Below are 25409 nucleotides of genomic sequence, written 5' to 3'. Positions count from 1 at the left end.
TTTCTTTGAGCCATCATTGGACATGGGGCGTCACGTGGCAAGGCAACCACACCGGTCATGAAAGCGACAGGTCGTGGTTCTAGTAGACCATTCAAAAATATGCCATGATTGTGGCAAGGGGGTTATGGGATGTATTCCGATTTTACGCTAGCGGATGACCGTCCGGCTTATATACAGGTCAAAGATTATATGAAACGGCTGATGACGACCGGAGCGCTGCAGGCGGATCAAAAGCTGCCGTCTACGCGGGAGCTCGGTTCGCTGCTTCACGTCAGCCGCAACACCGTGCTGAATGCCTACTCGGACCTTGAGGACGAAGGCTATATTTACGCCGTCAAAGGCCAGGGGCATTTCGTGATCCCCTCGATCAACACGAATGAAACGGAAGCGCAGCCGGCAAATGTACAGCTGGACTGGACTTCGCGCTTGAACGACTACGCGAGGCTGGCGGAAGCGAATGACTTGATGAAGCACGGCATCCGTGCCGGCAAAGGGGCGATATCGTTTACGAGCATCGCACCCGATGAGAAGCTGTTCGATCTGCAAAATGTAAAGCGCGCCTTCCTTGACCGAATGTCGCTGGAGGGAGAAGTCCTCCTCAATTACGGCTATGCCAAGGGCTACAAGCCGCTGATCGATTATTTGCTTCACTATATGGAGAATAAAGGCGTTGATGTAACGGGCAAGGATCTGTTGGTGACCAGCGGCTTTACAGAGGGACTGAGCTTGGTGCTTGCAGCCTTGAATAAAGGCCATGGCCGCATCCTATGCGAGAATCCGACCCACCATACCGCCATTAAAAATTTCAAAATGCACGGTTACGCCATCACCGGCGTTCCGATGGAGCAAGATGGCATCAGCTTAACGGACCTTGCCCGCGAGCTCGCGGCTCGCCCTTATGATTTGGCGTACCTCGTGCCTTCCTACCATAATCCAACGGGGATCGTGATGTCGCCGCAGAAGAGGCTCGAGACTTTGCGGCTGCTCAGCGATTATGAGACGCCGGTGATAGAGGACGGCTTCAATGAGGAGCTCCGGTATTCCGGCTCGCATATCGCGCCGCTCGTCGCCTGTGCCGGCGGGGGAAACAACAGCGTGATTTATTTGGGCAGCTTTTCCAAAATTCTGTTTCCAGGACTGCGCGTCGGCTGGGTCCTCGCGGATAAAACCCTGATCGATTACCTCGAAAGCGTGAAGCGTGCGCGCAGCATCCACACCTCTACGCTGGACCAGTCCCTGCTTTACCAGTATCTCTATAACGGCAATTTCGAGAAATACCTGAAGCGGGCCAAGGCGGAATATAAGCGAAAATATGAGCTGGCCAAAAGTTGCTGCGAAGAATGGCTGCCGCAGCACCGGCTGTCCGGAGACGGCGGGCTCCACGTATTCGTTCAATTCGAGCAAGGCTTGCGGACGCGCGAGCTATTGGAAGCCTGCTCCGCGCAAGGCGTGGTGTTTACGCCCGGGGATATTTTCTACACCGACGGCGGCGGGCAGCATACGATGCGGCTTGGATTCTCTCGCGTTTCCGATGACAACATCCGGAAGGGAATCCGCATCATCGGCGAAACCGCCAGGAGGATGGTCTAGAGATTGTGTGGGTTTAGATGTCTAGTTTAGGGGTTTCCGAAAGTGGAAGGCTTGGAAAGTAGAAGAACTTGATTGCAGATGGGCTATATTAGGTGTTCTCGAAGTAAGGCTTCGAAAGTAGAAGAATTCGAAAGTAGAAGAACTCGAAAGTAGAAGAACTCGAAAGTAGAAGAACTTGAAAGTAGATGAACTCGAAAGTAGACGAATATCATGCTTGAAGGAACTAAACACTGCAGCGAAGTCCAGAAGGAATGGGACTGAGCCTTGGCTGTCTACCATGTCTAAGTAGGCGGTAGCCGGAGCTGTGGGAGCGTTGGGGCTGCTTCAACGAGCAGGTGGAGCTCGGACTATGGAGCGGAGCGGCTGCATGTCTGGTGGCGGAGCAAGTCCCCAAAAGGGACTTGTGCGGTCGAAATGGAGCCTGCCGTAGCGGAGCAAGTCCCCAAAAGGGACTTGTGCAGGCGAAATGGAGCTGCGATGGCAGAGCAAGTCCCCAAAAGGGACTTGTGCAGGCGAAAAGGAGCTGCGATGGCGGAGCAAGTCCCAAAAAGGGACTTGTGCGGTCGAAAAGGAGCTGCGATGGCGGAGCAAGTCCCGAAAAGGGACTTGTGCGGGCAAAAAGGAGCTGCGATGGCGGAGCAAGTCCCCAAAAGGGACTTGTGCAGGCGAAAAGGAGCTGCGATGGCGGAGCAAGTCCCAAAAAGGGACTTGTGCAGGCGAAAAGGAGCTGCGATGGCGGAGCAAGTCCCAAAAAGGGACTTGTGCAGGCGAAAAGGAGCTGCGATGGCGGAGCAAGTCCCCAAAAGGGACTTGTGCGGTCAAAAATGAGCTGCGGTAGCGGAGCAAGTCCCCAAAAGGGACTTGTGCGGTCGAAAAGGGGCTGCGGTAGCGGAGCAAGTCCCCAAAAGGGACTTGTGCAGGCGAAAAGGAGCTGCGATGGCGGAGCAAGTCCCGAAAAGGGACTTGTGCGGTCGAAAAGGAGCTGCGGTAGCGGAGCAAGTCCCCAAAAGGGACTTGTGCGGTCGAAAATGAGCTGCGATGGCGGAGCAAGTCCCGAAAAGGGACTTGTGCGGTCGAAAATGAGCTGCGATGGCGGAGCAAGTCCCCAAAAGGGACTTGTGCGGTCGAAAAGGAGCTGCGATGGCGGAGCAAGTCCCCAAAAGGGACTTGTGCGGTCGAAAAGGAGCCTGCCGTGGCGGAGCAAGTCCCCAAAAGGGACTTGTGCCAAGCAAGAGCAGCACAACAACCGCATCAACGGAGCAGGCGGAATTGGACCGTAGAAGCGAAGCGTGCCCCTTTATCCCCGGATTCCAACAACGGAAATGGGATGACAGGGAATCTGGGGATAAGAGGGATCGGAGGTACAATCCGCATGCGGAGTGCTGAATAGCCCCACAGATGGATCGGAAACAGCAATCCGCATGCGTAGTGCTGAATAGCTCCACAGATGGATCGGAAACAGCAATCCGCATGCGTAGTGCTGCATAGACCCGCAGAAGGAACGGGAACTGCAATCCGCCGCATGCGTAGTGCTGAATAGCCCCACAGAAGGGATCCGAGGCACAATCCGCATGCGGATTGCGGAGCAGGCCCACGGCAAGCTTTCCGCTTTACGGCTGCACACACATTACATGAAGGAGGTCACACATCATGAAAGTCGGCGTCATCATGGGAGGCGTTTCATCCGAGCGGGACATTTCACTGCTCACGGGTCAGGAAATGATGGCTCATCTGGATCCGTCCAAGTACGAGGCCATCCCGATTGAAATCAATGACAAGCGCGACCTGATCAACAAGACCGAAGGGATCGACATTGCCCTGCTTGCACTGCACGGCCAGTACGGGGAGGACGGTACAGTACAGGCCACCCTGGAGTCCATGGGCATTCCATATACGGGCAGCAGCGTCTTGTCCAGCAGTATCTGCATGGACAAAGATGTCAGCAAGAAGCTGCTTCGGTATGAAGGATTGCATACGGCCGATTGGCTCATCGTCAGCAGCCTGGAGGAGCTGGCGGAAGCGAATGTAGAGTCGCTGGGATTTCCCCTCGTGGTCAAACCGAATACGGGAGGGTCCAGCATCGGTACCCGGATTGTGCGATCCCGCGATAAGCTGAAAGCGGCAGTGGCGGATGCCCTCCAATGGGATCGATCGGTCATGATCGAGCAGTGGATAGAAGGCCAGGAAATCACTTGCTCCATTTTGGACGGAAAGCTGCTGCCGATCGTGTCGATCAAGCCGAATGCCGAATTCTTTGATTACACATCCAAATACGCGGAAGGCGAAGCCGAAGAGCAGGTGATTGAGCTGCCGGAGGAACTTCAGAGGAAGGTATGCGCGGCAGCGCTTCAATGCTATAAGGCGCTGAAGTGCAGCGTTTATGCGCGGGTCGATATCATCCTGAAGGACGGCGTTCCGTTTATATTGGAAGTCAACACGCTGCCGGGATTAACGAGAACGAGCCTGCTGCCCAAAAGCGCGGCGGCGGCAGGCCTCTCATTCAGCATGCTGCTGGATGCCATCATTACGTCATCTTTATCGGAACGGTTAAGAGAAAATACCACATACAAGGAGTAGAGCGAATATGAATACAACGAATAGCTTCCTGACGCCGATTGTGCAAACCATGCCGCCCTCAGGGATCCGGCAGTTCTTTAATGCGGCCGAAGCGGATCCGGAGGTGATCTCCCTGGGCGTCGGCGAGCCGGATTTTGTTACCCCGAAGCGTGCCATTGAGGCGAGCGCCCGGGCGCTGGAGAGCGGACGGACCATGTATACGCCGAATGAGGGGCTAATGGAGCTGCGGGAAGCTATTGCGGAGTATTTGTACAGCCGCTTTCAGCTGAGCTACGAGCCGTCGCGGGAGGTGCTGGTCACGGTGGGCGGCAGCGAGGCGATCGACTTGGCGCTGCGCGCCCTTGTATCCCCGGGCGACGAGGTGATCATTCCTGTGCCGGGGTATGTTGCCTATGCTCCGCTCGTCAGTCTGAATGGCGGACGTGCCGTGGAACTGGAGCTGACTGCCGATGAGGATTTCAAATTGACCGCCGACGCGCTGCAGCAGGCGATTACACCACGAACCAAAGCGCTCGTCGTGAACTTTCCGAGCAATCCGACGGGGGCTGTGATGACGGCTGCCGATTGGCTCCCGATTGCCAGACTCGCGATTCAGCACAATCTGGTTGTCATCTCGGATGAAATGTATGCGGAGCTTACGTACGTCGGGGAGCATACCAGCATCGCCTCCCTGCCGGGGATGCGGGACCGCACACTCGTCATCGGCGGTTTCTCGAAAGCCTTCGCCATGACGGGCTGGCGGGTCGGGTATTTATGCGGAGAACGGGAGCTGCTTAAGGGGATGATAAAAATTCACCAGTATACGGCCCTCTGCGCTCCAATTATGGGACAGATCGCAGCGATTGAATGTCTGAGAAACGGGCAGGAGGACAAGGAATCCATGAAGGCGGCGTTCGATGAACGCCGGAAGATGTTCGTTCAAGGGCTGAACGAGATCGGCCTTCCCTGCCGCGAGCCGAAGGGAGCCTTCTATGCCTTTCCGAGCATTGCCGGAACGGGGCTTAGCTCACAGCAGTTCGCCGAACGGATGCTGCGCGAGGCGAAGGTTGCAGCCGTGCCCGGTCACGTATTCGGTCTTGGCGGGGAAGGATTCATCCGCTGCTCCTATGCAGCTTCCTCCGGGCAGCTTCAGGAGGCGGTTGAGCGGATCGGCCGTTGGCTGAAGTCGGCGGAGCTTCTGCCTTCCGTTCATGCGGCTTTCCCTACAGAATTCTCGAAAGCTTGCGGTAGTCTGTCGCTGTAATCCCTTCAAGCTTGCGGAAGATCCGGCTGAAATAATGGATATCCGGGTAGCCGATCCGGTCTCCGATCGCTTCAATCGAAAGATCGGTTTCCCGCAGCAGCCGCCGTGCTTCGCGGTGGCGAACCGATTGAACAAACTCGCTTGGCGGCATCCCCGCCAGGCGCTTAAACAGCTTGGCGGTATGATCAGGGCTCAGCATCAGATGCGCCGCGATCCGTTTATTGCTCCAGTCTTCGGCTGGAGCTTTTTCAATGCGGGCCATCAAATCCATCAGCTTGCCGTCATGGGGCGACGTTTCCGACAGAGCCTGGGAGGAGTGGGTGCGGAATAACTGAACGAGAATATCCAGCATCAATCCTTTACAGACAAGCTCATATCCCGCGGGACGGAGCGTAAACTCCTCCACGACCCGCTCCATTAATTGAACGCAGGAGAGCGGAGGCGTGTAAATCGTCCGGGAAGACAGCGGAGGGAAAACCGCCGAGATGGCCTCCCTGGCAAATTTATCCGCCGCTACGGCGGCTTCGTTCACAATCATGTCCGCTTCGGTCTGGATTTCAAGCTCTCCGAAAAAATCAAAGTGAATGCCGAGAAAATGCGCTTCCGGGATCGAGGTCACTTCATTCTGATGGTAAACGCCGGAGGGCAGAAAGATGAGCTGGCCTGCCTCAATAACATGGCGCTTTCCGTACATCGTCGTGACGGCCTCTCCTTGGCTGACATACAGCAGCTCGAAATCGTACAATCTGCGCTGCGGAAGAGCTCCGGTCCCCATTCGTTGAAGCTGGGCGTAATGAATGCTGGGAGACCACTGCTGAACCGGGGCGAGCCGCTGCAGAGGGTATTCCGATGCCTCGACGGCCATAAGCTGTTCCTCCTTTTTAACCTACATAACCCTTCCTGGCAACATAACGAAATTGTCCAAAAAATCGCTTTTCTATCTAAATCAATCAGACGAGTCTTTGTTTATTATATAAGTATTATTACATGACATTCCCTGCCTTTCAACTTGACGGAAAAAGTCAAATGATGCGTTTCTAGGAGCTTTCTTTCATTTTCATGGCTAACCCGGCATCCGTGGCAGGCTAGCAGCAAACCAAAACAAATGGGGAGGTATTCGTTATGAAGAAAGGGATCAACATTTGGTCGTTTCGGGGAGATGCGTCTATTGCGGAATGCATCCAACTGGCGAAGGAGGCCGGCTTCGAAGGGATTGAGCTGTCGCTGAATAAGGATGGAGAGCTTGGCCTTCAGGCCGGCGATCAGGAGGTTAAGAACATCAAGGCTCAGCTGGAGGACGCGAATCTGGAAATCGCCGGGCTTGCTACTGGCCTGTACTGGGATTATCCGATGACAAGCGATGACACGGCAGTGCGCGAAAAAGCATTCGATATTTGCAAAAAACAGCTGGAGCTGGCTGCAGCTTTTGGAGTGGATGCGATCCTGGTTATTCCTGGCGCGGTTGGCGTGGACTTCGTCCCCGGCTCCGCGGTTATCGATTACGAGGTAGCTTACGAACGGGCGCAGGAAGGCATCCGCAAGCTGGTTCCGTATGCCGAAAGCGCGGGGGTGGCGATTGCCATCGAGAACGTTTGGAACAAATTTTTGCTCTCTCCACTCGAGCTGCGCACCTTTATTGATGAGATCGGCTCCGATTATGTCGGCTCCTATTTTGATGTAGGTAACGTTGTGCACAGCGGTTATCCGGAGCACTGGATTCGCATTCTGGGATCAAGAATCAAGAAGGTTCATTTCAAGGACTACCGCAGACAGGCGGGAGGCTTGCACGGCTTCGTGGACCTGCTGGCTGGAGACGTCGATTACCCTGCCGTGGTCGAGGCATTGAAGGGAATCGGCTATGACAATTATGTCACCGCGGAGATGATCCCTGCTTACAAGCACTATTCGGATCAGATCATTTTCAACACCTCGAACGCCATGGATGCGATTCTTGGCCGGACGCCAACGCTGCGTCAAACGGCCGTGCGTGAGCAATTGGGACAATCTTAAGGGAAGAAGAGGAGGGGATCAGCTTGCTGAAAATCGGACTGTTGGGCTTTGGTTTTATGGGACGTATGCACTTTGACAATTACATGCGGCTAATGGATGAAGGAGCGGATATCCAGCTTGCCGCGATTTGCGATATCCGAATTGATGAACTGAAAGAGAGCAAGGCTAACGGCAATATGGCGACCGAGCGGGAAGTGTATGATCTTACGCCTTACCGGCTGTATGACCATATCGATCGCATGCTGGAGAATGAGGAGCTCGACATCGTCGATGTATGCTTGCCGACGAATCTGCACGCGGATATGACCTGCATGCTGCTCGAACGCGGAATTCATGTCTTATGCGAGAAGCCGATCGCAGGCAGCTCGGAAGAAGCCTGGCGGATGGTGAAGACGGCTGAGCGTACGGGCGCAACCCTAATGATCGGGCAATGTCTTCGCTTCTGGCCGGCGTACGAATATTTGAAGGCTTGCCTGGAGGACGGGCGTTACGGACAAATCGTAGCCGGCGAATTCTTCCGCGGCTCCGAGCCGCCTAAAGGCTGGTTCCTCGAGGGAGACAAGAGCGGCGGCTGCATCACGGATATGCATGTCCATGACGTCGATATGATCCATTGGCTGTTAGGCAGACCGCAGCATGTATCTACTTTCGCCAAGAATATCATCGAAGGAAGCTCGTACGATATCGTGTCGACGCATTACAGCTATCCGGACGGCAAGGTCATTACGGCCAGAGCGGATTGGACCCTGCATGGCGACCACGGCTTCTATATGGGGTACCGAGTGAACCTGGAGAAGGCTACGATTGTATTTGAAAACAATGAAGTGAAGGTGTATCCAGAGGATGCGCCGGGCTTTACGGCTGAGCTGTCAGGTGATTCCGGATATTACCGCGAGCTCCGCTATTTCATTGACAGCGTGGCACAAGGGAAGGCTGTAACGGTATGCACGCCGGAGAGTGCCGTAGGCTCACTGGAAATCATCGAAGCGGAGATCCGCTCGGCCAAGGCTCAGGGAGCGCTGGAAGCGCTGTCCGGGAAGCAGAGCGTATCGTAAGCGTATAAATATTGTATCCCTAATAAAACGGGGCTGTCCCAGATGCTCCCCATATGGTAGACAGGCGAAATCCTAAAGCCTGCTACTGTAGGGGGAAGTTCATCTGCGGGACAGCCCCGTTTCTTTCGTCTCACAATTGTGAAGTATTCGTTAGGCGCTACGCACGGAACGTTTTCAGGAAGTCAACCGCCAGCTTGATATCGGCCTCCGGATTGGCTTTCACTTCACGTTCGATCGTCAAATATCCGGTGTAGCCGATATCCTTCAAGGCTTGAAGATATGCAGGCCAATCTACGCTGCCTTCGCCGAGCGGAACTTCACGGAACTTCTCGCCGGACTCCGCCATGTCGGCAATTTTGTCATGATCAAGTGCCGGTGCTTCATAACCGAAATCTCCGTACACGTCACGCGGATCCACAAACTCGGCCAGCTTGATACCGTCCTTCGCGTGCGTGTGGACGATGTAATCCTTCAGATTATATACGCCTTGGACAGGATCATCGCCGGTCACCATCACCATATTGGCCGGGTCAAAGTTCACGGACACGCCGTTCGAGCCAAGACCGTCCAGGAAGGACTTGAGATGGGCGGAAGGCTCCGGCCCCGTCTCGATGGCAAAGAACGCGTTCATGGATTTGGCGAACGTGCTAAGCTCGAGGCAGGCGTTGTGCATCGTCTCGTATATGCGGCTGTTGCGGTCCTGCGGCACGATGCCAATGTGGGTGGTCACGATATTGGTGCCAAGCTCAAGACCCAGCTCCATGATGCGTTTCGACTTCTCGATTTTGGCCCCATTTTCGGACGGATCCTGGAAACCGTGGCCCCCCAGGTCTCCCACCAGCGCCGAGATTTCAAGGCCCAAGGATTCAATATAATCCTTCAGTTCCTTCCGTGCGGACACGGACAGATTGGCCGGATCCATCTCTCCATGAACAGCGTAGATCTGAACACCGTCGGCACCGACATTTTTCGCCTTAACCAAACCTTCTCTTACGCCAACCCGAAAGCTGTCAACAATAACGCCGATTTTGTTCGGCATGATAGGCTTCGACATCGCTTAAACTCCTCCCTCAATCTTTGTCGTCGATCGTTTGCTTCTATTGATTGAATATCAAAAATGAAAAGCTCAGCTTTCGTTCCACACTTTGCGCACATACTCCAGGCCTAGCTTGGTTCCGGTGCGGCAATCCTCCATGCCTTCGAATTCAATGGAAATGTAGCCGTCATAACCGGATTCCTTCACGATGCGAATCACTTCTGGAATCTTAATGTCGCCTTGGCCGACAATGGCACCGCGAAGCCAGTTACCGCTAGACGTGTTAAACCAGCCTCCGCCTGGAGGACGGCTAGCCGGACGGTAATAGAAGTCCTTGAAATGCACCATGGAGGCGAGACCGATATTGTTCTTCACGGCTACGGTGGATTCCTCATCCGCACACATGAAGTTGCCGACGTCCAGCGTCGTCTTGAAGTTTGGATGGTTAACGGTTTGGACAAGCGCTTTCACCCGGTCGCTGTGCTGAATGAAATATCCGTGATTCTCCACGCTGGTGATAATGCCGCGCTCGGCTGCATAATCCGCGATGATGCGGCAGGCATTTGCAAGGCGAGGGAGCTCCTCGATAAAATGAACGAGCGACAAGTCCTTGGACGTTGCCACGTCATGGCGCATCCGCTTTACGCCCAGGGCTGCCGCGATATCGACCTCGCTTTTTACGCGCTCGATCTCTGCCTCATAAGCGGCATCGTCGAGTTCGGCGAAGTTCGCGCCGATGGCATAGTTGGAGAGCTCGAGCCCTTTGGCGGCGGCATGGGACTTAATCGTATCGATGAGCTCCGGATTTTCCTTTAAATTGAATCCGAGGGGCACGATCTCAATATGCTCACCGCCGATTTCGGCAATGTAGTCGATCACGTCGGTTATGGTCATTTCACCTTTGTTCATGGCCTGGTACAGGCTGTACGAGCTTACGCCAAGTTTCATAGCAGAACTTCAGCTCCTTTTTCGGCGGATTCATAGATACCGCACAGAATTTTCATAATCTCCACACCGTCTTCCACCGGGCTGAGCGGCTGGGTTCCGTTCTCAATGCTTGCGATAAAGTGGTTGACCTCACTCTGGAAAGCGGAATTGAAGTCAAATCCCTTGTGGTCCGTTTGAGGCTGGATGTTGATGATCGTATCATGCTTCTCGGTGACGATGACAACTTCAGGATCGATCTCGAATCCGCCCTTGTCGCCGTACAATTTGACGGACTGCTGATTATCCTTCGCATGCAGCGTAAAGCTGACATCAACCAGCAAGGAAGCACCGTTTTCAAATCGGATCATCGCATTGGCCATATCCTCAACCGTATTCTTCTCTGCATCATAATCTGCAGCTTTATAGAACGACAGATTCCGGACATTGGAACGGTTGCCCAGCTTGCGGTATGTATTGGCGCTGACCGCTACCGGCTTCGGACGTCCCATCATGTACCAGCACAGATCAATGACGTGAACGCCGATATCGATCAATGGTCCGCCGCCTGAACGTTCAATGTCGGAGAACCAGCCGCCCGGATTTCCGAGTCTGCGGATCGAAGAGGCCTTCGCAAAATAAATTTCCCCGAACTCGCCTTTGTCCGCGAACTCTCGCAGCATTTGAGCATTCGGATCATAGCGTCTGACAAAGCCGACTTGAAGCAGCTTGCCGGAGGATTTCACCGCTTCCTGAACGCGCAGCGCTTCCTCGACCGTACGGCACAGCGGCTTCTCGACGAGGACATGCTTGCCGGCGTTAAGAGCGGCAATGCTGATCTCGGCATGGGTATTGTTCCAGGTACAGATGCTTACCGCATCGATCTCAGGATCGGCCAGCAGCTCGCGATAATCTGTAAATACTTTGGTAGCGCCGTACTTTTCAGCCGCAAGCCGTGCGCGTTCTTCATTTAAATCACATACCGCGAGCAGATTCGCGTTCGCGTGTTTTTGGTAGGATTGCAAATGCATAGCAGAGATCGAACCAGTTCCAATGACCCCAACATTAATTGATTTCATGATTTCACTCCTCTGAATTTACTGCATTACACTTCTGTATTATAATGCTTCTAAGGAAAGACACCATGATAAACCGTGCTTTTTGTTTGTACGATCGTGCTGTCTTGATCAAGTTCAAAGGAGACCATAGCATTGGACCATACACTGCGGGAACCGATGACGATGCCGGACCCCCAATTTCCGATCAAGGTTCATCTCTGCCAGTTCGAGGGCAGGGGACAGGTCATGTTTAATCGCCACTATCACGAGCATTTGGAAATTTTGTATTTTGTCTCCGGAGAAGCAATGCTGGAGTGTGGTTCCTCCACCTTGCATGCCCGCGAAGGCGATTTGATTGTCATTAATCGCAATGAGCTTCATTATGGAATCAGTCAGTCTGATCATTTGTTCTATTATGCGTTAATCGTGGACTTCTCGCTGCTCCAGAGCCATTCCTTGGATGCGCCGGAGATGAAATTCATTACGCCGATTACCCAAAATCGTCTGGTGTTCGCCAACCGGGTTAACGGAGATGACGTTCTTTCATCTATGCTGGCGATCATCCAAGAGCTGGAAAAGCGGGAATTCGGTTATGAGCTCGCCATTAAATCCGAGCTGTACCGCTTGCTTACGCTGCTCTTGAGAGGCTATGTTGCAACCGTTCTCACACAGGATGAATATGTGGAGCGGATGAAGAACGTAGAGCGTTTTGCCCCGATATTCAAATACATTGAGGAGCATTACAAGGAGGAGCTTTCGGTCGAGCTGCTATCCGGGATGGCCGGTCTCAGCCGATATCATTTCAGCCGGTTGTTTAAAGAGCTGAGCGGAAGAACCGTAACGGAATATGTTAACGAGACCCGGATTAATAAAGCGGATTATCTGCTGCGAAGCAGCCCGCTTACCGTCTCCGAGATCGCGGTAGCGACGGGGTTCAAGGATATTTATTATTTCAGCCGCATCTTCAAGAAATATAAACGGCTTGCCCCTTCTTTTTTAAGAAAAAACAGTGCTGTTTCTCATTGATCTGTCATAAGCTGATCCATGTGCAGGCAGTTCATACGCCGTGCCGCTGTATCATAGGATAAGACTGTAGACATATAGATCAATGCATCCTATAATGAATATCATTATCTTAAATGCATAAGCGGGCGGAGATCATGGAGGACCCTTTTGCTATGGATGCGTATGACGTGCGCATTTTCGGCAGATGCGGTTCTTTTTTAGCTATCTGAAGCTATAAACTCCGGAGGAAGCTGCTGCCAGATCTCGCAAAAAACTACTGCTAAACGAGGTTTGTCTTCCTTGAAAGCACGTCGATAGACGTTTTTCTTATATCAAGGCGTTGGGGAAAGAGGTGATTGACGGTGAACGAAGGGTTATCCGCAAAGCTGCGGGCCCAATATTTACAGGACATGGAGAGGGGCAAGCTGGATGTTCTGGTGATCGGCGGTGGCATTACGGGCGCCGGGATTGCCTGGGACGCCAGCTGCCGTGGAATGACGGTCGGCTTGGTGGAGATGAATGATTTCGCCTCCGGAACAAGCGGCAAATCCGCCAAGGTGATCCATGGCGGATTGATATATCTCAGGAAAGGGAAGCTTCGTTTGGTACGCGAGTCTTGTACCGAGCGGGCATTGCTGCGTCGCTGCGCCCCCCATTTGGTGAAACCGCTTCCAGTGCTGCTGCCGATTTATAAACATCAGCCCAGCGGTTATTTGGCGAGTTCCATCAGGCTGTATGCGTATGATCGGCTTGCCGGTGCGAAGGCTAGCCGTCGGGGAAGGATGTACCGGCGGGAACAAACCCTGTCTTTGGAAAACCTGCTGAATTCGGACGCGTTAAAAGGGGCGGCCTACTGCCGTGAGTACCGGGCTGATGATGCGAGATTGACGATTGAGGTGCTGAAGGCTGCCCGGATGAAGGGCGCGCTGATGGTCAATTACGCAAAAGTGTTGGGTTTTATCTATCGGGGCGGGAGGATTGCAGGCGTCCGTGTCGAGGACCGCTCAAGCGGAATCCGATATCCGATCCTCGCCCGCCAAATTGTGAATGCCGCCGGCCCATGGGCGGATCAGGTAAGGCAAATGGACAACTCGCTGGCCAGCGAGCAGCTGCAATTGACCAAGGGGGTGCATCTTGTTGTCGATTATAACAAACTCCCTGTTCGTCAGGCTGTTTGTTTTGAAGGTCCCGGAGGAAGGAGAGTCCTCGTCATCCCTAAGGATTCTAAGACTTGCATCGGTATGACCGGGACTCCGTTTGAAGGAGGTGTCGGGACACCAGATATAACGGACGAGGATAAGCGGTATTTGATGGGCGCCGTCAACGGCTTGTTCCCCGGAATCCGCCTGGAGCATGGGGATATCGAATCAGGCTGGTGCGGATTAAGCGCGATGTTCAAGCCGGAGAACAGACAGTCTCCCGACATGACCGGGAAGGATGGCATTCTCATATCCGAATCAGGGTTGATCACAGCGAGGCCAGGAAATCTAACCGGATTTCGCAAGAGGGCGATGTCCGTTGTGGACCTCGTGGCTAAGCACATCCAGGATGCGGATGGAACGATCTATCCTCCTTGCATGACCGACCGGACGCCAATCAGCGGAGGGGACCTGAACGGTCTTACTTATAAACGGTTCAAGGAAATGATGGTCGAACAGGGTGCCCTTCAAGGAATCGGAGCTGACCCCATGCGAAGACTTATAGCAAGATACGGGTCGAACGCCAAGAAGCTGCTGGACATTTATCGGGCTTCGTCAGCTGAGGAAAAGGATGAATATAAGCTGCTGCGGGCAGAGCTGATCTATTCAATCGAGCATGAAATGACCGTTGCCGTCGAAGATTTCCTGCTGCGGCGAACCGGCTGGGTATGGTTTGAGCGGGAGACGGCCGAGCGGATGATCGCTCCCGTCATGGAGATCATGGGCGAGCTGCTGGATTGGGATGAAGAAGAGCAGGCCAGGCAGTGGCGTTTGCTTGAGGATCAGCTTCAGATGGCATGGGGACTTGGAGGAGGCAACCTACTTGAGCGGTTCCCCTTGGAGCCTGACCAAGATCCCGCCGAGCTGATTGTAACGGATGAGGCAGCGAAACAGCTAACGCAAACCTAATGGTCCCCATTTTCGGCATTCGAACCGAATGATCCCCATGATTCACTTGTCAAATGGAATAACTGGATGTAGTATTAAATTATCGATTATAGAGCTGGGCGGAGATGATGAGAAGCCCTTTGCATAACGGAATCATTCATTTTGCATGAATGAGCATCTTGCTATGCAGAGGAGCTTCTCATTTTTTATGGGCGATTTTAGAAATCCGGCTCCTTTAGCAAGTGGTTTCGGCAAGGACTAACCGGCTGTGCCGGAACATATGAATACTAGACCACGTGCGGCTCCGTTTTCGTAGTCCCACGAGTCAGATTGTGAATCTATCAAAATTCCAAGATGGAACATGCAGAGGAGATCGAGTATGGATCATTTTTCAGGGTATATCTTTGACTTGGATGGCACGATTTATTTAGGGCCGGAAGCGATCGAGGGGGCCGTAGAGACCGTCCGTTATTTGCAGGGCTTGAATAAACGCTTGTTGTTTCTGACGAACAAAACGATCGATTCCCGAGAAAATTATTTGAAAAAGCTAGGGAAGCTCGGAATCCGGGTGGAGCTGGATAACATTTTGAATCCCGCACTCGTAACGATTCATTATTTGCACAAGCATCATCCGGGGGCGAAGGTTTATGTCATCGGCGAGCCGATATTAAAGCAGGAGCTGCTGGATAACGGGATTACATTTGCTTCCGCGCCGGAAGAGACGGACGTCGTTGTCGTGTCCTGGGATCGGGACTTTCATTATAAGCATCTGGACTTTGCATACCAATCGATTAAGAGAGGCGCGGCCGTTATCGCTACGCATCCGGATCGAACATGCCCGATGCCGGGAGGCGATATTCCTGATTGCGGCGGCATGATCGGGGCTATTGAAGGCACGACCGGCATGAAAATTACAACCGTCATGGGTAAGCCCTCCGTCTTGACGGCGTTGACGGCACTTGATATTTTGGGAGTTAAGGCTGAAGAGTGCCTCATGACGGGAGATCGTCTGGAAACCGATATTCGAATGGGCAATCAGGCCGGGATGAGCACAGCGTTGGTGCTTACCGGCGTCTCGACTTCGGAGGATTTGAAAGACAGCGATGTGAAGCCAACCTATATTCTGGATTCGGTCCACGATATTTATCGCAGCCGTACCGTGAAAGAGGCAAATGAAGCGGGTTCTTAAGGTACAAAAAATAAGCCCGGGCAGCTGGAGAACCGGAGATGCTGCTCTTGGCAACGAGGTGAAGACATGAGAACAAGTGTAGAAGGCGCGCAGCGAATCACGTACTGCTTGAAGCGCAAACCGATCATTACATCTTTGATGAATGCTGACGAGCTCCCCTCCGTGCTTGCAACCGAATCGAACATCGTGTTTATTTTGAGGACCGATATATTTAATATCGAGTCGATCGTAGAACAAATCCAGGAGGCCGGAAAGCTGTCCTTCGTTCATTTCGACCTGATCGAAGGGATCGGGAAGGATCGGGCGGGAGTAACTTATTTGGCTGAAAAGGTAGGCATCGACGGCATTGTCACCACGAAGAATACGATCATCGTCGAGGCCAAGAAGCTTGGCCTGCTGACCGTTCAACGACTGTTCGTATTTGACTCCGTTTCGCTGGATAACGGGATCAAGATGATTAAGGCTTCGAATCCGGATGCCATTGAAGTGCTGCCAGGCATGGTATGCGAGCGGATTATGGACCGGATCCGGGCGGAAGTCGATGTGCCCGTCATTGCGGGTGGATTAATGATTGATTTGGAGGATTTCGATACGGCTCTAAAGAGCGGCGTCATCGGGATTTCGACCTCCAGTAAGGAACTATGGCGCTGGCAGGATGAGCATATGCAATAAGACCGGCCAGCGAGGGGGATAATAGAACGGTTGCTGATGAGGAGTGAACGAAAATGTACGATATTTCACTGGATATGCAAACGATGCTGATGCGGCTGCTGCTTGCAGCTCTGCTCGGCGGGCTGATCGGTTGGGAACGGGAGCGCAGAAATAAGCAGGCTGGACTGAAGACCCATCTGTTGGTTGCCGTGGGATCAACCCTCATCATGTTGACCTCCATTTACGGATTTGACTCCTTGCTTATCAATCATCCCAATGCCAGATTTGACCCTGCGCGGCTTGCGGCGCAGGTGGTAAGCGGTATCGGCTTCCTTGGCGCGGGCGCTATCCTGCGGCGTTCCAATCATATTATTTCAGGCCTCACCACAGCAGCAACGTTATGGGTAGCTGCTGCCATCGGGCTCAGCGTGGGGTCCGGGTTTTACTGGCCGGCGGTCGTTACGACTGCCATTGTGCTGATCAGTACGCTTGTGCTGAACAAGCTGGAATCCCGGTTTTTGTTCATTAAGAAGTCGGGGAGCCTGAAAATCATGATTGAAGCGGGTGATCGGCCCGTGCAGGTCAGCATCATTACCGATCTTCTCCAAAAGGCGAACATGACCGTCCAGGGCATGATCGTCAATAATGACTCTGCCGATGATGATTCAACGAAAGTAACGATGGAATTCCGGGTGTATTCATTTAACAGCAAAGGCATCGATGCCTTATTCGAGCAGCTGTGGCAGGTCGAGGGGATCAAGCAGGTGCGGATGAATTGGCGGGATTAGGTACGTATTTGATCGGAAATAGCATCGCAGATAAGGTTTAGCCATGGAGCCGTACATTTGTACGGCTCCATTTCATTATCAGACCCCAACACTTCTCCATTAAGGTTGCACCCCATAAAGAATGACCATCACCAAGATTTCCTTTTAGAAGATAGATATATAGATGGATGGATCCGCTTCTACTTCACGGCCGGAGAAGGAATTCATTTCCTTGCTGCTCCGCATGAAAAAGGCATGTAAAGCAAATAATGGAGGTAACTCGAGCTTTGCATGCTGGGAGGAAACGAAATGCTACGCTACCGGCCTCGCGGCCGCCGCTTCGCCCCAAGGAAGGATGCGCCGGGGCAGGAAGCTTCCCGGAAAATTGCGGGAATCGAGCCGGCCGACCATTTACAGGAGCATCTGGACCGCATCCGCACAGAACTTGGGAACAGCCCGGATATCATTTTCCGGCAATTGAAGCTTGGAGGAGCGTCCGAGGCCAATTGCGCCATCGTTTATTTAAACGGGCTCAGCGATCCGGAAATGATCAATCACGATGTGATGGAATCGCTGCTGCAATTAAGCAAGGAATTCCTGCAGAAGGAGCGCAGCCCGGCCGATTTTCTGGATATGGTCATGAAAGACGGACTTGCGATGGGCGAATCCAGAATGAGTGCAGATTGGAATGAAGCGATGCTGGCGATATTGTCTGGAGACACGGTCATCCTGTTTGAGGGGGCGGATCACATCATTATCGCAGGCACTCAGGGCGGGCAATGGAGATCCGTAACCGAGCCAACCTCGCAGCTGGTCGTCCGCGGCCCGAAGGACAGCTTTGTGGAGTCCATTGCAACCAATATTTCACTCATCCGGTTCTCAGCTATGGCTCGAAACGATGAAGATCGGATCGGTCACCCATACCCACGTAGCCATCATGTACGTCAAGGGCAAGGCGGATCCGGGGATTGTCAGGGAGATCAAGGATAGGCTGAACCGGATTGAGATTGAAGGGATATTGGAGTCTGCCTATATTGAAGAATTCATTCAAGATAAGACCATTACTCCGTTTCCAACGATATATAACACGGAGCGTCCTGACGATGCGACGAGCAAGCTGCTGGAGGGCCGGATCGTTGTCTTGGTGGACGGAACCCCTTTTGTGCTGGTGCTTCCAACGGTATTTGCCCATTTCTTTCAGTCGCCTGAGGATTATGCGCAGCGTTTCGATATCGCCATCGTCATGCGGCTCGTACGCTATATCAGCTTTATTATTTTGATTCTGGGTCCGTCTGTTTATATCGCATTAACAACGTTTCACTATGAAATGGTACCGACGCAGCTGCTGATCAGTCTGGTTGCCCAACGTGAAGGCGTCCCCTTTCCGGCTTTTATCGAAGCGATGCTCATGGAGGTTGTGTTCGAGATATTGCGGGAAGCCGGTGTCAGGATGCCGCGGGCGATTGGGCAGACGGTTTCGGTTGTCGGTGCGCTCATCCTCGGACAAGCTGTCGTTGAAGCAGGTCTGATTACGCCAGCGATGGTTATCGTAGTGGCATTGACCGGTATTGCAAGCTTCACGCTTCCGGCCTACAACCTGTCCATCGCTGGACGGCTGATTCGCTTTGGCTTCATGGTTCTCTCCGGCATGTTCGGCTTCTATGGGCTGACCTTGGGCGTCATCGTGCTGATCGCGCATATGAACAGTCTCCGGTCCTTCGGTGTACCCTTTATGTCGCCAATCAGTCCATTCCGGCTCAGGAATCAGAAGGATGCGATCATCTGTTTACCCTTTCAGCCGCTGCAAACTCAAGCTGCGGAGTCTTCAACCGGATTTGGAGCGTCATCGAATCAAGACACTTCCTTGGCTGGAGACTCGGATGGGAGGATGAGCGGGTCGGGGTAACAAGGTGCCGATGGCGGAAGCGCTTCGGGAAGGGGGCAGCATACGGCTGCGAACGGAGCAGGAGGAAATCGTAACTCATGATGGGAGGCGAACTGAGATATGCGCAAACATCAAGGGCTGACCATTCTGATCATATGCTGCTGTCTCGGTCTGCTGAGCGGCTGCTGGGATGTGGTAGAGCTGAATAAGCGTGCAATAGTCTCCGGTATCGGCGTGGATTGGAAGGAAGAGGAGAAGGAATATCTCGTTTCCTTCCAGACGGTCATCGCCGATGAAATTTCGGGGAAGGCTGGCAGAGGAGCAACGCCTACCTCCGTATATAAGGCATCAGGGAAGAGCATAGTCGAAGCGATGCGCAATGCTTCCCGCAAAGTGCCCCGTATCATTTCGCTCGCCCATACCGGTCTGATCGTCATCTCGGATCGCGTGGCGAGAGAGGGCATTATCGATCTCTTCGATTATTTGGACAGAGACTCCGATATCCGGCTGAATGCCGAAGTATTGATTGCAACCCAGGGACAAACCGCAGAGGATGTCGTGTCTGCAATGACACCGATTGGAAAAATCACGGCTTTTGCACTCGAGCAGAAGATCGATTTAACGTCGGGACAGCTTGGAGAGAATTTTCGGATCGAGGTAGATGATGTCATCCGTGGATTGCTTACCCCGGGAGGCGGGCCTTTGGTGAACGGAGTGATGATCGAAGGCAGCGCCGAAAAGGCATCGAAGATGGAAACCTTAAAGAACGCGAAGGTAGAAGGATTGGCGGTCATCTCCCAAATGGCTGTATTTAAAGGGGATCGTCTTGTGAGCTGGTTAAACGCGGACGAATCCCGCGGCACCGTTTGGATCCGGAATAAAATGAAAATCACGCCGATCCATTTGAAGTTACTTGATCAAGGTGGAGAAATATCGCTTGAAGTTATGCGGTCCAAAACAAGGCTGCTCGCTGACTTAGAAGATCCTGCGAATCCGATTATTCACATTCACGTGGAGCCTAATTTCTCGATCCGTGAAGTGAACAGCGCGATTGACCTGCGAAATCCGGCAACGATGAAGCTCCTGGAGGACGCAGCCTCGAGAGAGGTTATTCGTATTATGGAGCTAGCCGTTCGTAAGAGCAAGGAAGTGAATAGCGATATTCTGGGATTTGGTCAGGCTGTGGAACGGTCCGATCCGTCCGCTTGGCGAAAGATGAAGAATCGCTGGGATCAGCTCTTTCCACGGGTGCAAGTGAAATACCATGTGAAACCGGTGATACGAAATTCTCAAATGAGGGATCGTTCCGTTCTATACAAGATCCACAACCAATGAAGGAGGAGAGTCAAATGGAAAAGGTGAAAATCAGCCCATTTCAATTCTTCTCGATATTGGTTCTGTTTCAGTTCGGCACGACGCTCGTCGTAAATTTGGGACTTGAGGCAGGCCGGGATGCATGGATAGCCGTGCTCATCGGAACGGTGATCGGCATGCTGATCTTCTCCTTGAATGCGTATTTGTACACGGCATTTCCCGACAAACTGCCAGTGGAGGATTATCGATTATTGCTCGGGAAATATGTCGGCAGCCTTGTAGGACTAGTCTATGCCGTCCTTTATATGTTCACAGCGGCTCGAGATCTCGTAGACGGGGGACTGCTGGTCATGGCGTCCGCCGCGTTGAGGGAAACGCCGCTTCTGATCGTGAATCTGCTCATGATCATGGCGGTGGCCTATGTGCTGCATCAAGGCTTGGAGGTGCTGGCACGGACGGCTACCATCTTTTTAGCGATTATGTTTATGATCGGGGTGTTCAGCGGGATCGTGATTCTATTTTCCGGGATCATTGACCTTCAGCTCCTCCTACCTGTCATGGGTGAAGGATTCCAGCCGATTCTAGAATCGGTGCTAAAGAAAAACATTCATTTTCCGTTTGGCGAGCTTATCTGTGCGACGGCCATCTTTCCGGCGGTTAACCATACCAAAAATGGGGTGAAAGCAGGACTGCTGGCGATATTGGTTACCGGCGTCATCCTGGCTCACGTGTCGTTGATCACGATTTCAGTACTGGGAGCGGATATTACCGAACGGGCGGTATTTCCGCTCTTGACCATGATGGGGAAGGTAGAGATTTCGGAATTTATCGAGCGGACGCAAATTCTGATCGTGATGGTTCTGATCATCGGCGTGTTCTTTAAAATCAGCCTATATTATTATGCAGCATTGATCAGTTCCTCCATATTGTTCAAAATCCCGTATCGTAAATTAATTTATCCCTATGCACTGGTCATACTCGGCCTCTCCATTATCCTTGCCCGCTCTTACAGCGAGCATCTAATGAAAGGGGGAGCCTACCTGTATACGGTGTTCCCGTTCTATTCCATCGGTTTACCGCTCCTGCTCGTGATCATATGTCTGATCCGCAAAGCCATCCTCGGAAGGCGTTCCGGTTCTGCACCCGGCCCGGGTTCGGGACCCGCTTCCGGTTCCTGAATCCGATTCCCCAGACGCTCTAGGGGGGCTCGTTTCATGCTTCCTCTTGCGGAAGCTGCGATAAAGATCCGGAATAACCAGCAGAGCTAGCAAGAGGATCACGGTGATTCTCTCAACGGGAGAGAAGAGCGTGAAACGCCAGTTAATGATAAAGTTGTACCACGGAAAGCCGAAGAGGATGTCCGTAAGGATCGTTATGGTCAAGCATAATACGGCGGTTAATAACATGATCGAATATTTTTTCAGGAGCATGCAACTCACCTCGCCTTTCGTCTTAGGGGGTCAATCGGATTGGCGCCTCTTATAACCCCGTCCTGTTATAGTATGGAGGGGAGGGAGGTTAAAAATACCGAAGCGGGAGAGCGGGTCATGCGGTACGCCATCATGATGCATACCATGCTTTCGACATTTTTTTTAAAAAAATGCTTGCTTTTTAACTTTAGTCGTTATATACTCTTAATTACGGTGATCACAACGAGTTAATAACCCAAACACATGCGGTCGTGGCGGAATTGGCAGACGCGCACGGTTCAGGTCCGTGTGGGCTAACCCCCGTGGAGGTTCGAGTCCTCTCGACCGCATCTAATGTAACAGCGAATAAGCTCTTGAATTTGTCCTTGCGGCAATTCAAGAGCTTTTTTGTATATCTGAGTTTTCCGCAGCTCGTATCATCGGTTGAAAGCGTGATGAGGGTTGTACGAAAATAAGAAACAGCTCCCTTCGGAGCTGTTCTCATGCGCTGAGTATCCCACAATTCAATAAGTGGGGGTTGCATCTGCAATAAGTTTGTCTGCCGGCACCGTGCACTTAAGCGCCTTGATAGGGATACGTTTCTTCCATTACTGTCTTTGGAATGCTACCTTTAGGCCTAGTCCAATGTAGATTGCTCCAACGAATTTGCCGCTCCACTGGCTTAGGCGCCTGATCCATGGCGTCCGTTTAACCACTCTTCCAAGCGTGGAGACACTTAATACAATCGTGGTTGTATACAATATGCTTAGAATCACAAAGATCAATCCCAGGACTAAGAACTGCCCGACCGCTTCACCGCGTTCGTGATGAATAAATTGAGGCAGGAATGCCAGAAAGAAGAGGGCCGTCTTCGGATTAAGAAGCTCAGCAACAGTTGCCGAGGCATAGGATTTCAGGGAGCCTGCCGATTCAACCTGGGGCATTTGCGGTTCGGAGGGCTTGCTTAGGATTGCGCGAATCCCTAGGTATAGCAAGTAGGCTGCGCCTGCAAATTTAACAACATTGAAGGCAAGTGCCGAAGTCATCAATATTGCGGATAGACCTACCGTTGCAAATAAGGTATGAAGGAAATCCCCGGTAGCGATACCGAGCCCAGCCATTATGCCTCCTCTTCGCCCGTTCTGAACGGTGCGGGTAATGGTGAGGAGAACGGCGGGTCCTGGAATCAAAAATAGACCAAGAACAACGATGATGTACGTCATAAGAGTCGGAAAATCGAGCATTTGCAATCCCCCTTTATGGTCCTAAAGCGATGGGTCTGTCGTTACTCAAACCATCCTGTCCCTATATTAGAGTCAAGTGATTCAAATGGCAAGCAGGTGAATCGATAATTATGCTGCTCTTAGAACCTGCCGGATAAGCGTTTTTTCCTGTTCCGTTTTATGGGGTGTTGCCATTATACTTATAGTAATTGAATGGTCTTGGAGCTGGCGTTATGTTATCGCCGTTCCATCATGGATAGATTGACAGCAGGGGGAATTTGACCGGGAAGGGGGAGTGGTCGAAATGGCAAACGTACGAAACCGGTTCGGCACATGGTTGCTGCTGGTCGTCTTGCTGTCCGTGACAGCCGGTTGTGAGGCGCCCGATTCCGGGAGCAGCGTTGTCGCTCCTGCTCCCGTATCGCTTACGCAGAACCATGACGGGAAGCGGAGCGATTCGGACGGATCGGCATCCGGCGGGAAATCCTCGAAGACGGATCAGTCCGAGGGGAACCCATCAGAACCTGCCGGCCAGGGTTCAAGTGGCGCAGCGGATGGAAAGAGCAAGGACGAAGTGGATCTCACGGATGTGACGGCCATGTGGCTTATCAATCACCAAGCAGGCTGGATTGGGGGAGACGGATGGATTGCCTTCAGTGATGACGGTGGAACCGATTGGGAGGTGCAGGCTTATCCCGAGGAGACGGTTCGCCAAATCTTTGCCTTGAACGCAAACCACGTATGGGCCGTCATGGAGAACAATGATTTATATCAGTCGACGGACGGGGGACAGGTCTGGAACAAGATCGGCAGGACGCCGAATGGGGGATTTCTTCATTTCGTATCGCCGGACACGGGGTTCAGCGGATCGGCGAGAACGGAAGACGGGGGGAAAACCTGGGGAGAATCCGAGGGTCCGGATACGACCCGGAAACCGGAAGATTTGCGGGAGCCGTTGATTGGCTGGCGGCTTCAGAATCACCAGCAGGATTTTCACGGTCACGGCGAATGGCTGTAACATAGAAGAAGATCAGGCGGCATGGAAGAAATCCGCACCAACGTAAAACAAGCAGGCACGGGCAAATGGTAGCTCTCTTATCCGGCCTGCTTGTTTGCTTTATATTTTTGCTCCTGCGGTTGTTTCCACCGGGCGCTTCCCTCAGGGCAGCTCCTTAAACAGGATTCGGCAACTGAGCCATATGCCTCCTGCAATGCCGAGAATACCGCCGGCGGCTACGCTGCCGACCAGATCGTAGGAGTGCCATCCCAGCAAAAAACCGATGCCGCTGCCGAACGTCGTTCCTGCCAGCAGACCCAGCGCAGCACCGTTCTTCTGATTTAAGCTCATGCCAGACCATCACCTCAACGAACAATATTCCCAGTTAACGCCATAAACATGCCGGCAAGAAGAAAAAAACTCGGCGCACCTTAATCCGGGTAAGGTCACGCAGAGCGGTTGATGAAGAGGTTATGAGTGCTTTTTCGAATCGATTTACGTTGTTGCTTTACGATTGTTTGTTCAGGATGCAGTCTGCAAACAGGATCGATTTTGGAATGCGGAAAAATTGTTCCGCTTTCTCCTGGAATGCTGCCGATGGAACCGTTCCTTGATGCAGCCATTTGCGGAATGTGCCGGGATGCACGCCGATCCAGCGGCTCACATCGCTTACCGACAAATCGTGCACCATGCATAGGCCCGTCAGAATCCGGTTACTGACCGGCGAGCGCGTCAACGTCCGCTTCATAAAGCGCGACGGTGCAGGCTGGCAGATCAGCGGGGACTGCTCCAGCAGCTCCTCCCGGAACAGAATATGACGGGGATACCCGAGGTAACTGCAGGCTTTCTCCAGATTTTGCTTTCCGGGTACGCGCCCCTCATATACCCAAGCACTGACGCTGCGCGAGGAAACTCCCAATTCTTCGGCAAGCTGAGACAGTTTGATGTCATTGGCCATTAGAATGGCAAGGAGGACGCGGTTGCGAATTTGGCAGCGGGTCGGCCTCCGAAAGCGCTTGACTCGCACGCCTTTCCCCAAATATTTCCGATTGATCAGGGACCACGCCTCAATGGAGTGTTTTTCTTGCTGCAATGGTGTAGGCATAATTCCTCCGATTTTTTTAACACAATACTACAATATTCGACACTAACTTTTCAATAGCCAACGTCTAAACATTTGTTTCCATTTCGTTGTTGCATAATCAACGTGTACTGCGACAGACCTGTGAAAAGAAGTGCTTGCCGTACCCAGAAACACGCCGCTGGAGTATGAATCCGACAACCTTAAAGTGATGATGTCTCGTCGACTCAACGAATATCAAATGATCTGTATCTCGTAGGGTGTACAGTTGGCTACAAAGCTTAAATGTTTCATTAGACTTGTCGATG

At 52.5% G+C, this 25409-nt stretch carries 20 protein-coding genes, 1 tRNA gene and 1 pseudogene; 15 read left to right on the top strand and 7 right to left on the bottom strand.

The window, feature by feature from the left end; translation table 11 throughout:
- Positions 1-129: 129 nt before the first annotated feature.
- From pdxR to NST08_RS21265, 3 genes are all read left to right on the top strand, one after another.
- A complete protein-coding gene (gene pdxR / locus NST08_RS21275) occupies positions 130-1590 on the top strand; it encodes a MocR-like pyridoxine biosynthesis transcription factor PdxR (RefSeq protein WP_341342272.1) in 1461 nt (486 codons plus the stop codon).
- 1650 nt (positions 1591-3240) lie between these two features.
- The gene (locus tag NST08_RS21270) at positions 3241-4167 is read left to right on the top strand and encodes a D-alanine--D-alanine ligase (RefSeq protein WP_007127631.1); all 927 of its coding nucleotides are present in this window, start codon (positions 3241-3243) and stop codon (positions 4165-4167) included.
- Between the two features lie 7 nt (positions 4168-4174).
- On the top strand, positions 4175-5410 hold the full coding sequence (locus NST08_RS21265; protein ID WP_341342271.1) for an aminotransferase class I/II-fold pyridoxal phosphate-dependent enzyme: 1236 nt from the start codon (positions 4175-4177) through the stop codon (positions 5408-5410).
- On the opposite strand, the gene NST08_RS21260 is transcribed toward NST08_RS21265, so the two are convergent.
- The gene (locus NST08_RS21260) at positions 5370-6275 is read right to left on the bottom strand and encodes a helix-turn-helix transcriptional regulator (protein WP_341342270.1); all 906 of its coding nucleotides are present in this window, start codon (positions 6273-6275) and stop codon (positions 5370-5372) included. The genes NST08_RS21265 and NST08_RS21260 overlap by 41 nt on opposite strands.
- A gap of 257 nt (positions 6276-6532) precedes the next feature.
- On the opposite strand from NST08_RS21260, the gene NST08_RS21255 reads away from it, so the two are divergent.
- Both NST08_RS21255 and NST08_RS21250 read left to right on the top strand, forming a co-directional pair.
- Entirely contained in the window at positions 6533-7420 is an 888-nt protein-coding gene (locus NST08_RS21255; RefSeq protein ID WP_341342269.1) for a sugar phosphate isomerase/epimerase family protein, read from the top strand.
- Positions 7421-7443: 23 nt separating this feature from the next.
- Complete coding sequence (locus NST08_RS21250; protein WP_007127635.1) at positions 7444-8475, top strand: Gfo/Idh/MocA family protein; 1032 nt, start codon at positions 7444-7446, stop codon at positions 8473-8475.
- A 157-nt stretch (positions 8476-8632) separates the two neighbouring features.
- Here NST08_RS21250 and NST08_RS21245 read toward each other — a convergent pair whose 3' ends face one another.
- From NST08_RS21245 to NST08_RS21235, 3 genes are all read right to left on the bottom strand, one after another.
- Positions 8633-9529 (bottom strand): sugar phosphate isomerase/epimerase family protein, encoded by an 897-nt coding sequence (locus tag NST08_RS21245; RefSeq protein WP_341342268.1) that lies wholly within the window; start codon positions 9527-9529, stop codon positions 8633-8635.
- Positions 9530-9601: 72 nt separating this feature from the next.
- Complete coding sequence (locus NST08_RS21240) at positions 9602-10459, bottom strand: sugar phosphate isomerase/epimerase family protein (protein ID WP_007127637.1); 858 nt, start codon at positions 10457-10459, stop codon at positions 9602-9604.
- On the bottom strand, positions 10456-11514 hold the full coding sequence (locus NST08_RS21235; RefSeq protein WP_007127638.1) for a Gfo/Idh/MocA family protein: 1059 nt from the start codon (positions 11512-11514) through the stop codon (positions 10456-10458). Before NST08_RS21235 ends, NST08_RS21240 begins: the two co-directional genes overlap by 4 nt.
- Positions 11515-11646: 132 nt before the next feature.
- On the opposite strand from NST08_RS21235, the gene NST08_RS21230 reads away from it, so the two are divergent.
- From NST08_RS21230 to NST08_RS21185, 9 genes and pseudogenes are all read left to right on the top strand, one after another.
- Positions 11647-12519: an AraC family transcriptional regulator gene (locus tag NST08_RS21230; RefSeq protein WP_007127639.1), complete on the top strand. Its 873-nt coding sequence runs from the start codon at positions 11647-11649 to the stop codon at positions 12517-12519.
- A gap of 341 nt (positions 12520-12860) precedes the next feature.
- Positions 12861-14606, top strand: a complete 1746-nt coding sequence (locus NST08_RS21225; protein WP_341342267.1) for a glycerol-3-phosphate dehydrogenase/oxidase — start codon at positions 12861-12863, stop codon at positions 14604-14606.
- Positions 14607-14964: 358 nt separating this feature from the next.
- Positions 14965-15774: an HAD-IIA family hydrolase gene (locus tag NST08_RS21220; RefSeq protein ID WP_341032703.1), complete on the top strand. Its 810-nt coding sequence runs from the start codon at positions 14965-14967 to the stop codon at positions 15772-15774.
- A gap of 66 nt (positions 15775-15840) precedes the next feature.
- Positions 15841-16446: a glycerol-3-phosphate responsive antiterminator gene (locus NST08_RS21215; protein WP_007127642.1), complete on the top strand. Its 606-nt coding sequence runs from the start codon at positions 15841-15843 to the stop codon at positions 16444-16446.
- 53 nt (positions 16447-16499) lie between these two features.
- The gene (locus NST08_RS21210) at positions 16500-17213 is read left to right on the top strand and encodes an MgtC/SapB family protein (RefSeq protein ID WP_007127643.1); all 714 of its coding nucleotides are present in this window, start codon (positions 16500-16502) and stop codon (positions 17211-17213) included.
- A gap of 270 nt (positions 17214-17483) precedes the next feature.
- Positions 17484-19098 (top strand): annotated as a pseudogene (locus NST08_RS29955) (spore germination protein).
- A 99-nt stretch (positions 19099-19197) separates the two neighbouring features.
- Positions 19198-20412 carry a Ger(x)C family spore germination protein gene (locus NST08_RS21195; protein WP_251537929.1) on the top strand — a complete coding sequence of 405 codons (1215 nt, stop codon included), beginning with the start codon at positions 19198-19200 and terminating at the stop codon, positions 20410-20412.
- Positions 20413-20426: 14 nt separating this feature from the next.
- Positions 20427-21569, top strand: coding sequence for a GerAB/ArcD/ProY family transporter (locus tag NST08_RS21190; protein WP_341342264.1), 1143 nt, complete (start codon positions 20427-20429; stop codon positions 21567-21569).
- Between the two features lie 497 nt (positions 21570-22066).
- Positions 22067-22150 (top strand) — tRNA-Leu (locus NST08_RS21185).
- Between the two features lie 258 nt (positions 22151-22408).
- Here the strand turns inward: NST08_RS21185 and NST08_RS21180 are convergent.
- The gene (locus NST08_RS21180) at positions 22409-23044 is read right to left on the bottom strand and encodes a LysE family translocator (RefSeq protein ID WP_251537930.1); all 636 of its coding nucleotides are present in this window, start codon (positions 23042-23044) and stop codon (positions 22409-22411) included.
- A 283-nt stretch (positions 23045-23327) separates the two neighbouring features.
- Here NST08_RS21180 and NST08_RS21175 point away from each other — a divergent pair, with 283 nt between their 5' ends.
- Positions 23328-24041, top strand: coding sequence for a WD40/YVTN/BNR-like repeat-containing protein (locus tag NST08_RS21175; protein WP_251537931.1), 714 nt, complete (start codon positions 23328-23330; stop codon positions 24039-24041).
- 141 nt (positions 24042-24182) lie between these two features.
- Here NST08_RS21175 and NST08_RS21170 read toward each other — a convergent pair whose 3' ends face one another.
- Both NST08_RS21170 and NST08_RS21165 read right to left on the bottom strand, forming a co-directional pair.
- Positions 24183-24371: a hypothetical protein gene (locus NST08_RS21170; RefSeq protein ID WP_251537932.1), complete on the bottom strand. Its 189-nt coding sequence runs from the start codon at positions 24369-24371 to the stop codon at positions 24183-24185.
- A 157-nt stretch (positions 24372-24528) separates the two neighbouring features.
- Positions 24529-25125, bottom strand: a complete 597-nt coding sequence (locus NST08_RS21165; protein WP_251537933.1) for a helix-turn-helix domain-containing protein — start codon at positions 25123-25125, stop codon at positions 24529-24531.
- Positions 25126-25409 lie beyond the last annotated feature (284 nt).

The sequence above is a fragment of the Paenibacillus sp. FSL K6-1566 genome (assembly GCF_038050475.1).
Lineage (GTDB): Bacteria > Bacillota > Bacilli > Paenibacillales > Paenibacillaceae > Paenibacillus_AQ > Paenibacillus_AQ lactis.
Note: the sequence above shows the minus strand (reverse complement) of the source record. Positions and strands in the feature narration are given on the sequence as shown.

What these genes read in the sequence shown, in the direction of transcription:
- NST08_RS21265 (WP_341342271.1), top strand. Translation starts at nt 4,175, where the DNA reads ATGAATACAACGAATAGCTTCCTGACGCCGATTGTGCAAACCATGCCG.
- pdxR (WP_341342272.1), top strand. Translation starts at nt 130, where the DNA reads ATGTATTCCGATTTTACGCTAGCGGATGACCGTCCGGCTTATATACAG.
- NST08_RS21170 (WP_251537932.1), bottom strand. Translation starts at nt 24,371, where the DNA reads ATGAGCTTAAATCAGAAGAACGGTGCTGCGCTGGGTCTGCTGGCAGGA.
- NST08_RS21255 (WP_341342269.1), top strand. Translation starts at nt 6,533, where the DNA reads ATGAAGAAAGGGATCAACATTTGGTCGTTTCGGGGAGATGCGTCTATT.
- NST08_RS21270 (WP_007127631.1), top strand. Translation starts at nt 3,241, where the DNA reads ATGAAAGTCGGCGTCATCATGGGAGGCGTTTCATCCGAGCGGGACATT.
- NST08_RS21220 (WP_341032703.1), top strand. Translation starts at nt 14,965, where the DNA reads ATGGATCATTTTTCAGGGTATATCTTTGACTTGGATGGCACGATTTAT.
- NST08_RS21210 (WP_007127643.1), top strand. Translation starts at nt 16,500, where the DNA reads ATGTACGATATTTCACTGGATATGCAAACGATGCTGATGCGGCTGCTG.
- NST08_RS21175 (WP_251537931.1), top strand. Translation starts at nt 23,328, where the DNA reads ATGGCAAACGTACGAAACCGGTTCGGCACATGGTTGCTGCTGGTCGTC.
- NST08_RS21235 (WP_007127638.1), bottom strand. Translation starts at nt 11,514, where the DNA reads ATGAAATCAATTAATGTTGGGGTCATTGGAACTGGTTCGATCTCTGCT.
- NST08_RS21260 (WP_341342270.1), bottom strand. Translation starts at nt 6,275, where the DNA reads ATGGCCGTCGAGGCATCGGAATACCCTCTGCAGCGGCTCGCCCCGGTT.
- NST08_RS21180 (WP_251537930.1), bottom strand. Translation starts at nt 23,044, where the DNA reads ATGCTCGATTTTCCGACTCTTATGACGTACATCATCGTTGTTCTTGGT.
- NST08_RS21195 (WP_251537929.1), top strand. Translation starts at nt 19,198, where the DNA reads ATGCGCAAACATCAAGGGCTGACCATTCTGATCATATGCTGCTGTCTC.
- NST08_RS21215 (WP_007127642.1), top strand. Translation starts at nt 15,841, where the DNA reads ATGAGAACAAGTGTAGAAGGCGCGCAGCGAATCACGTACTGCTTGAAG.
- NST08_RS21240 (WP_007127637.1), bottom strand. Translation starts at nt 10,459, where the DNA reads ATGAAACTTGGCGTAAGCTCGTACAGCCTGTACCAGGCCATGAACAAA.
- NST08_RS21165 (WP_251537933.1), bottom strand. Translation starts at nt 25,125, where the DNA reads ATGCCTACACCATTGCAGCAAGAAAAACACTCCATTGAGGCGTGGTCC.
- NST08_RS21190 (WP_341342264.1), top strand. Translation starts at nt 20,427, where the DNA reads ATGGAAAAGGTGAAAATCAGCCCATTTCAATTCTTCTCGATATTGGTT.
- NST08_RS21245 (WP_341342268.1), bottom strand. Translation starts at nt 9,529, where the DNA reads ATGTCGAAGCCTATCATGCCGAACAAAATCGGCGTTATTGTTGACAGC.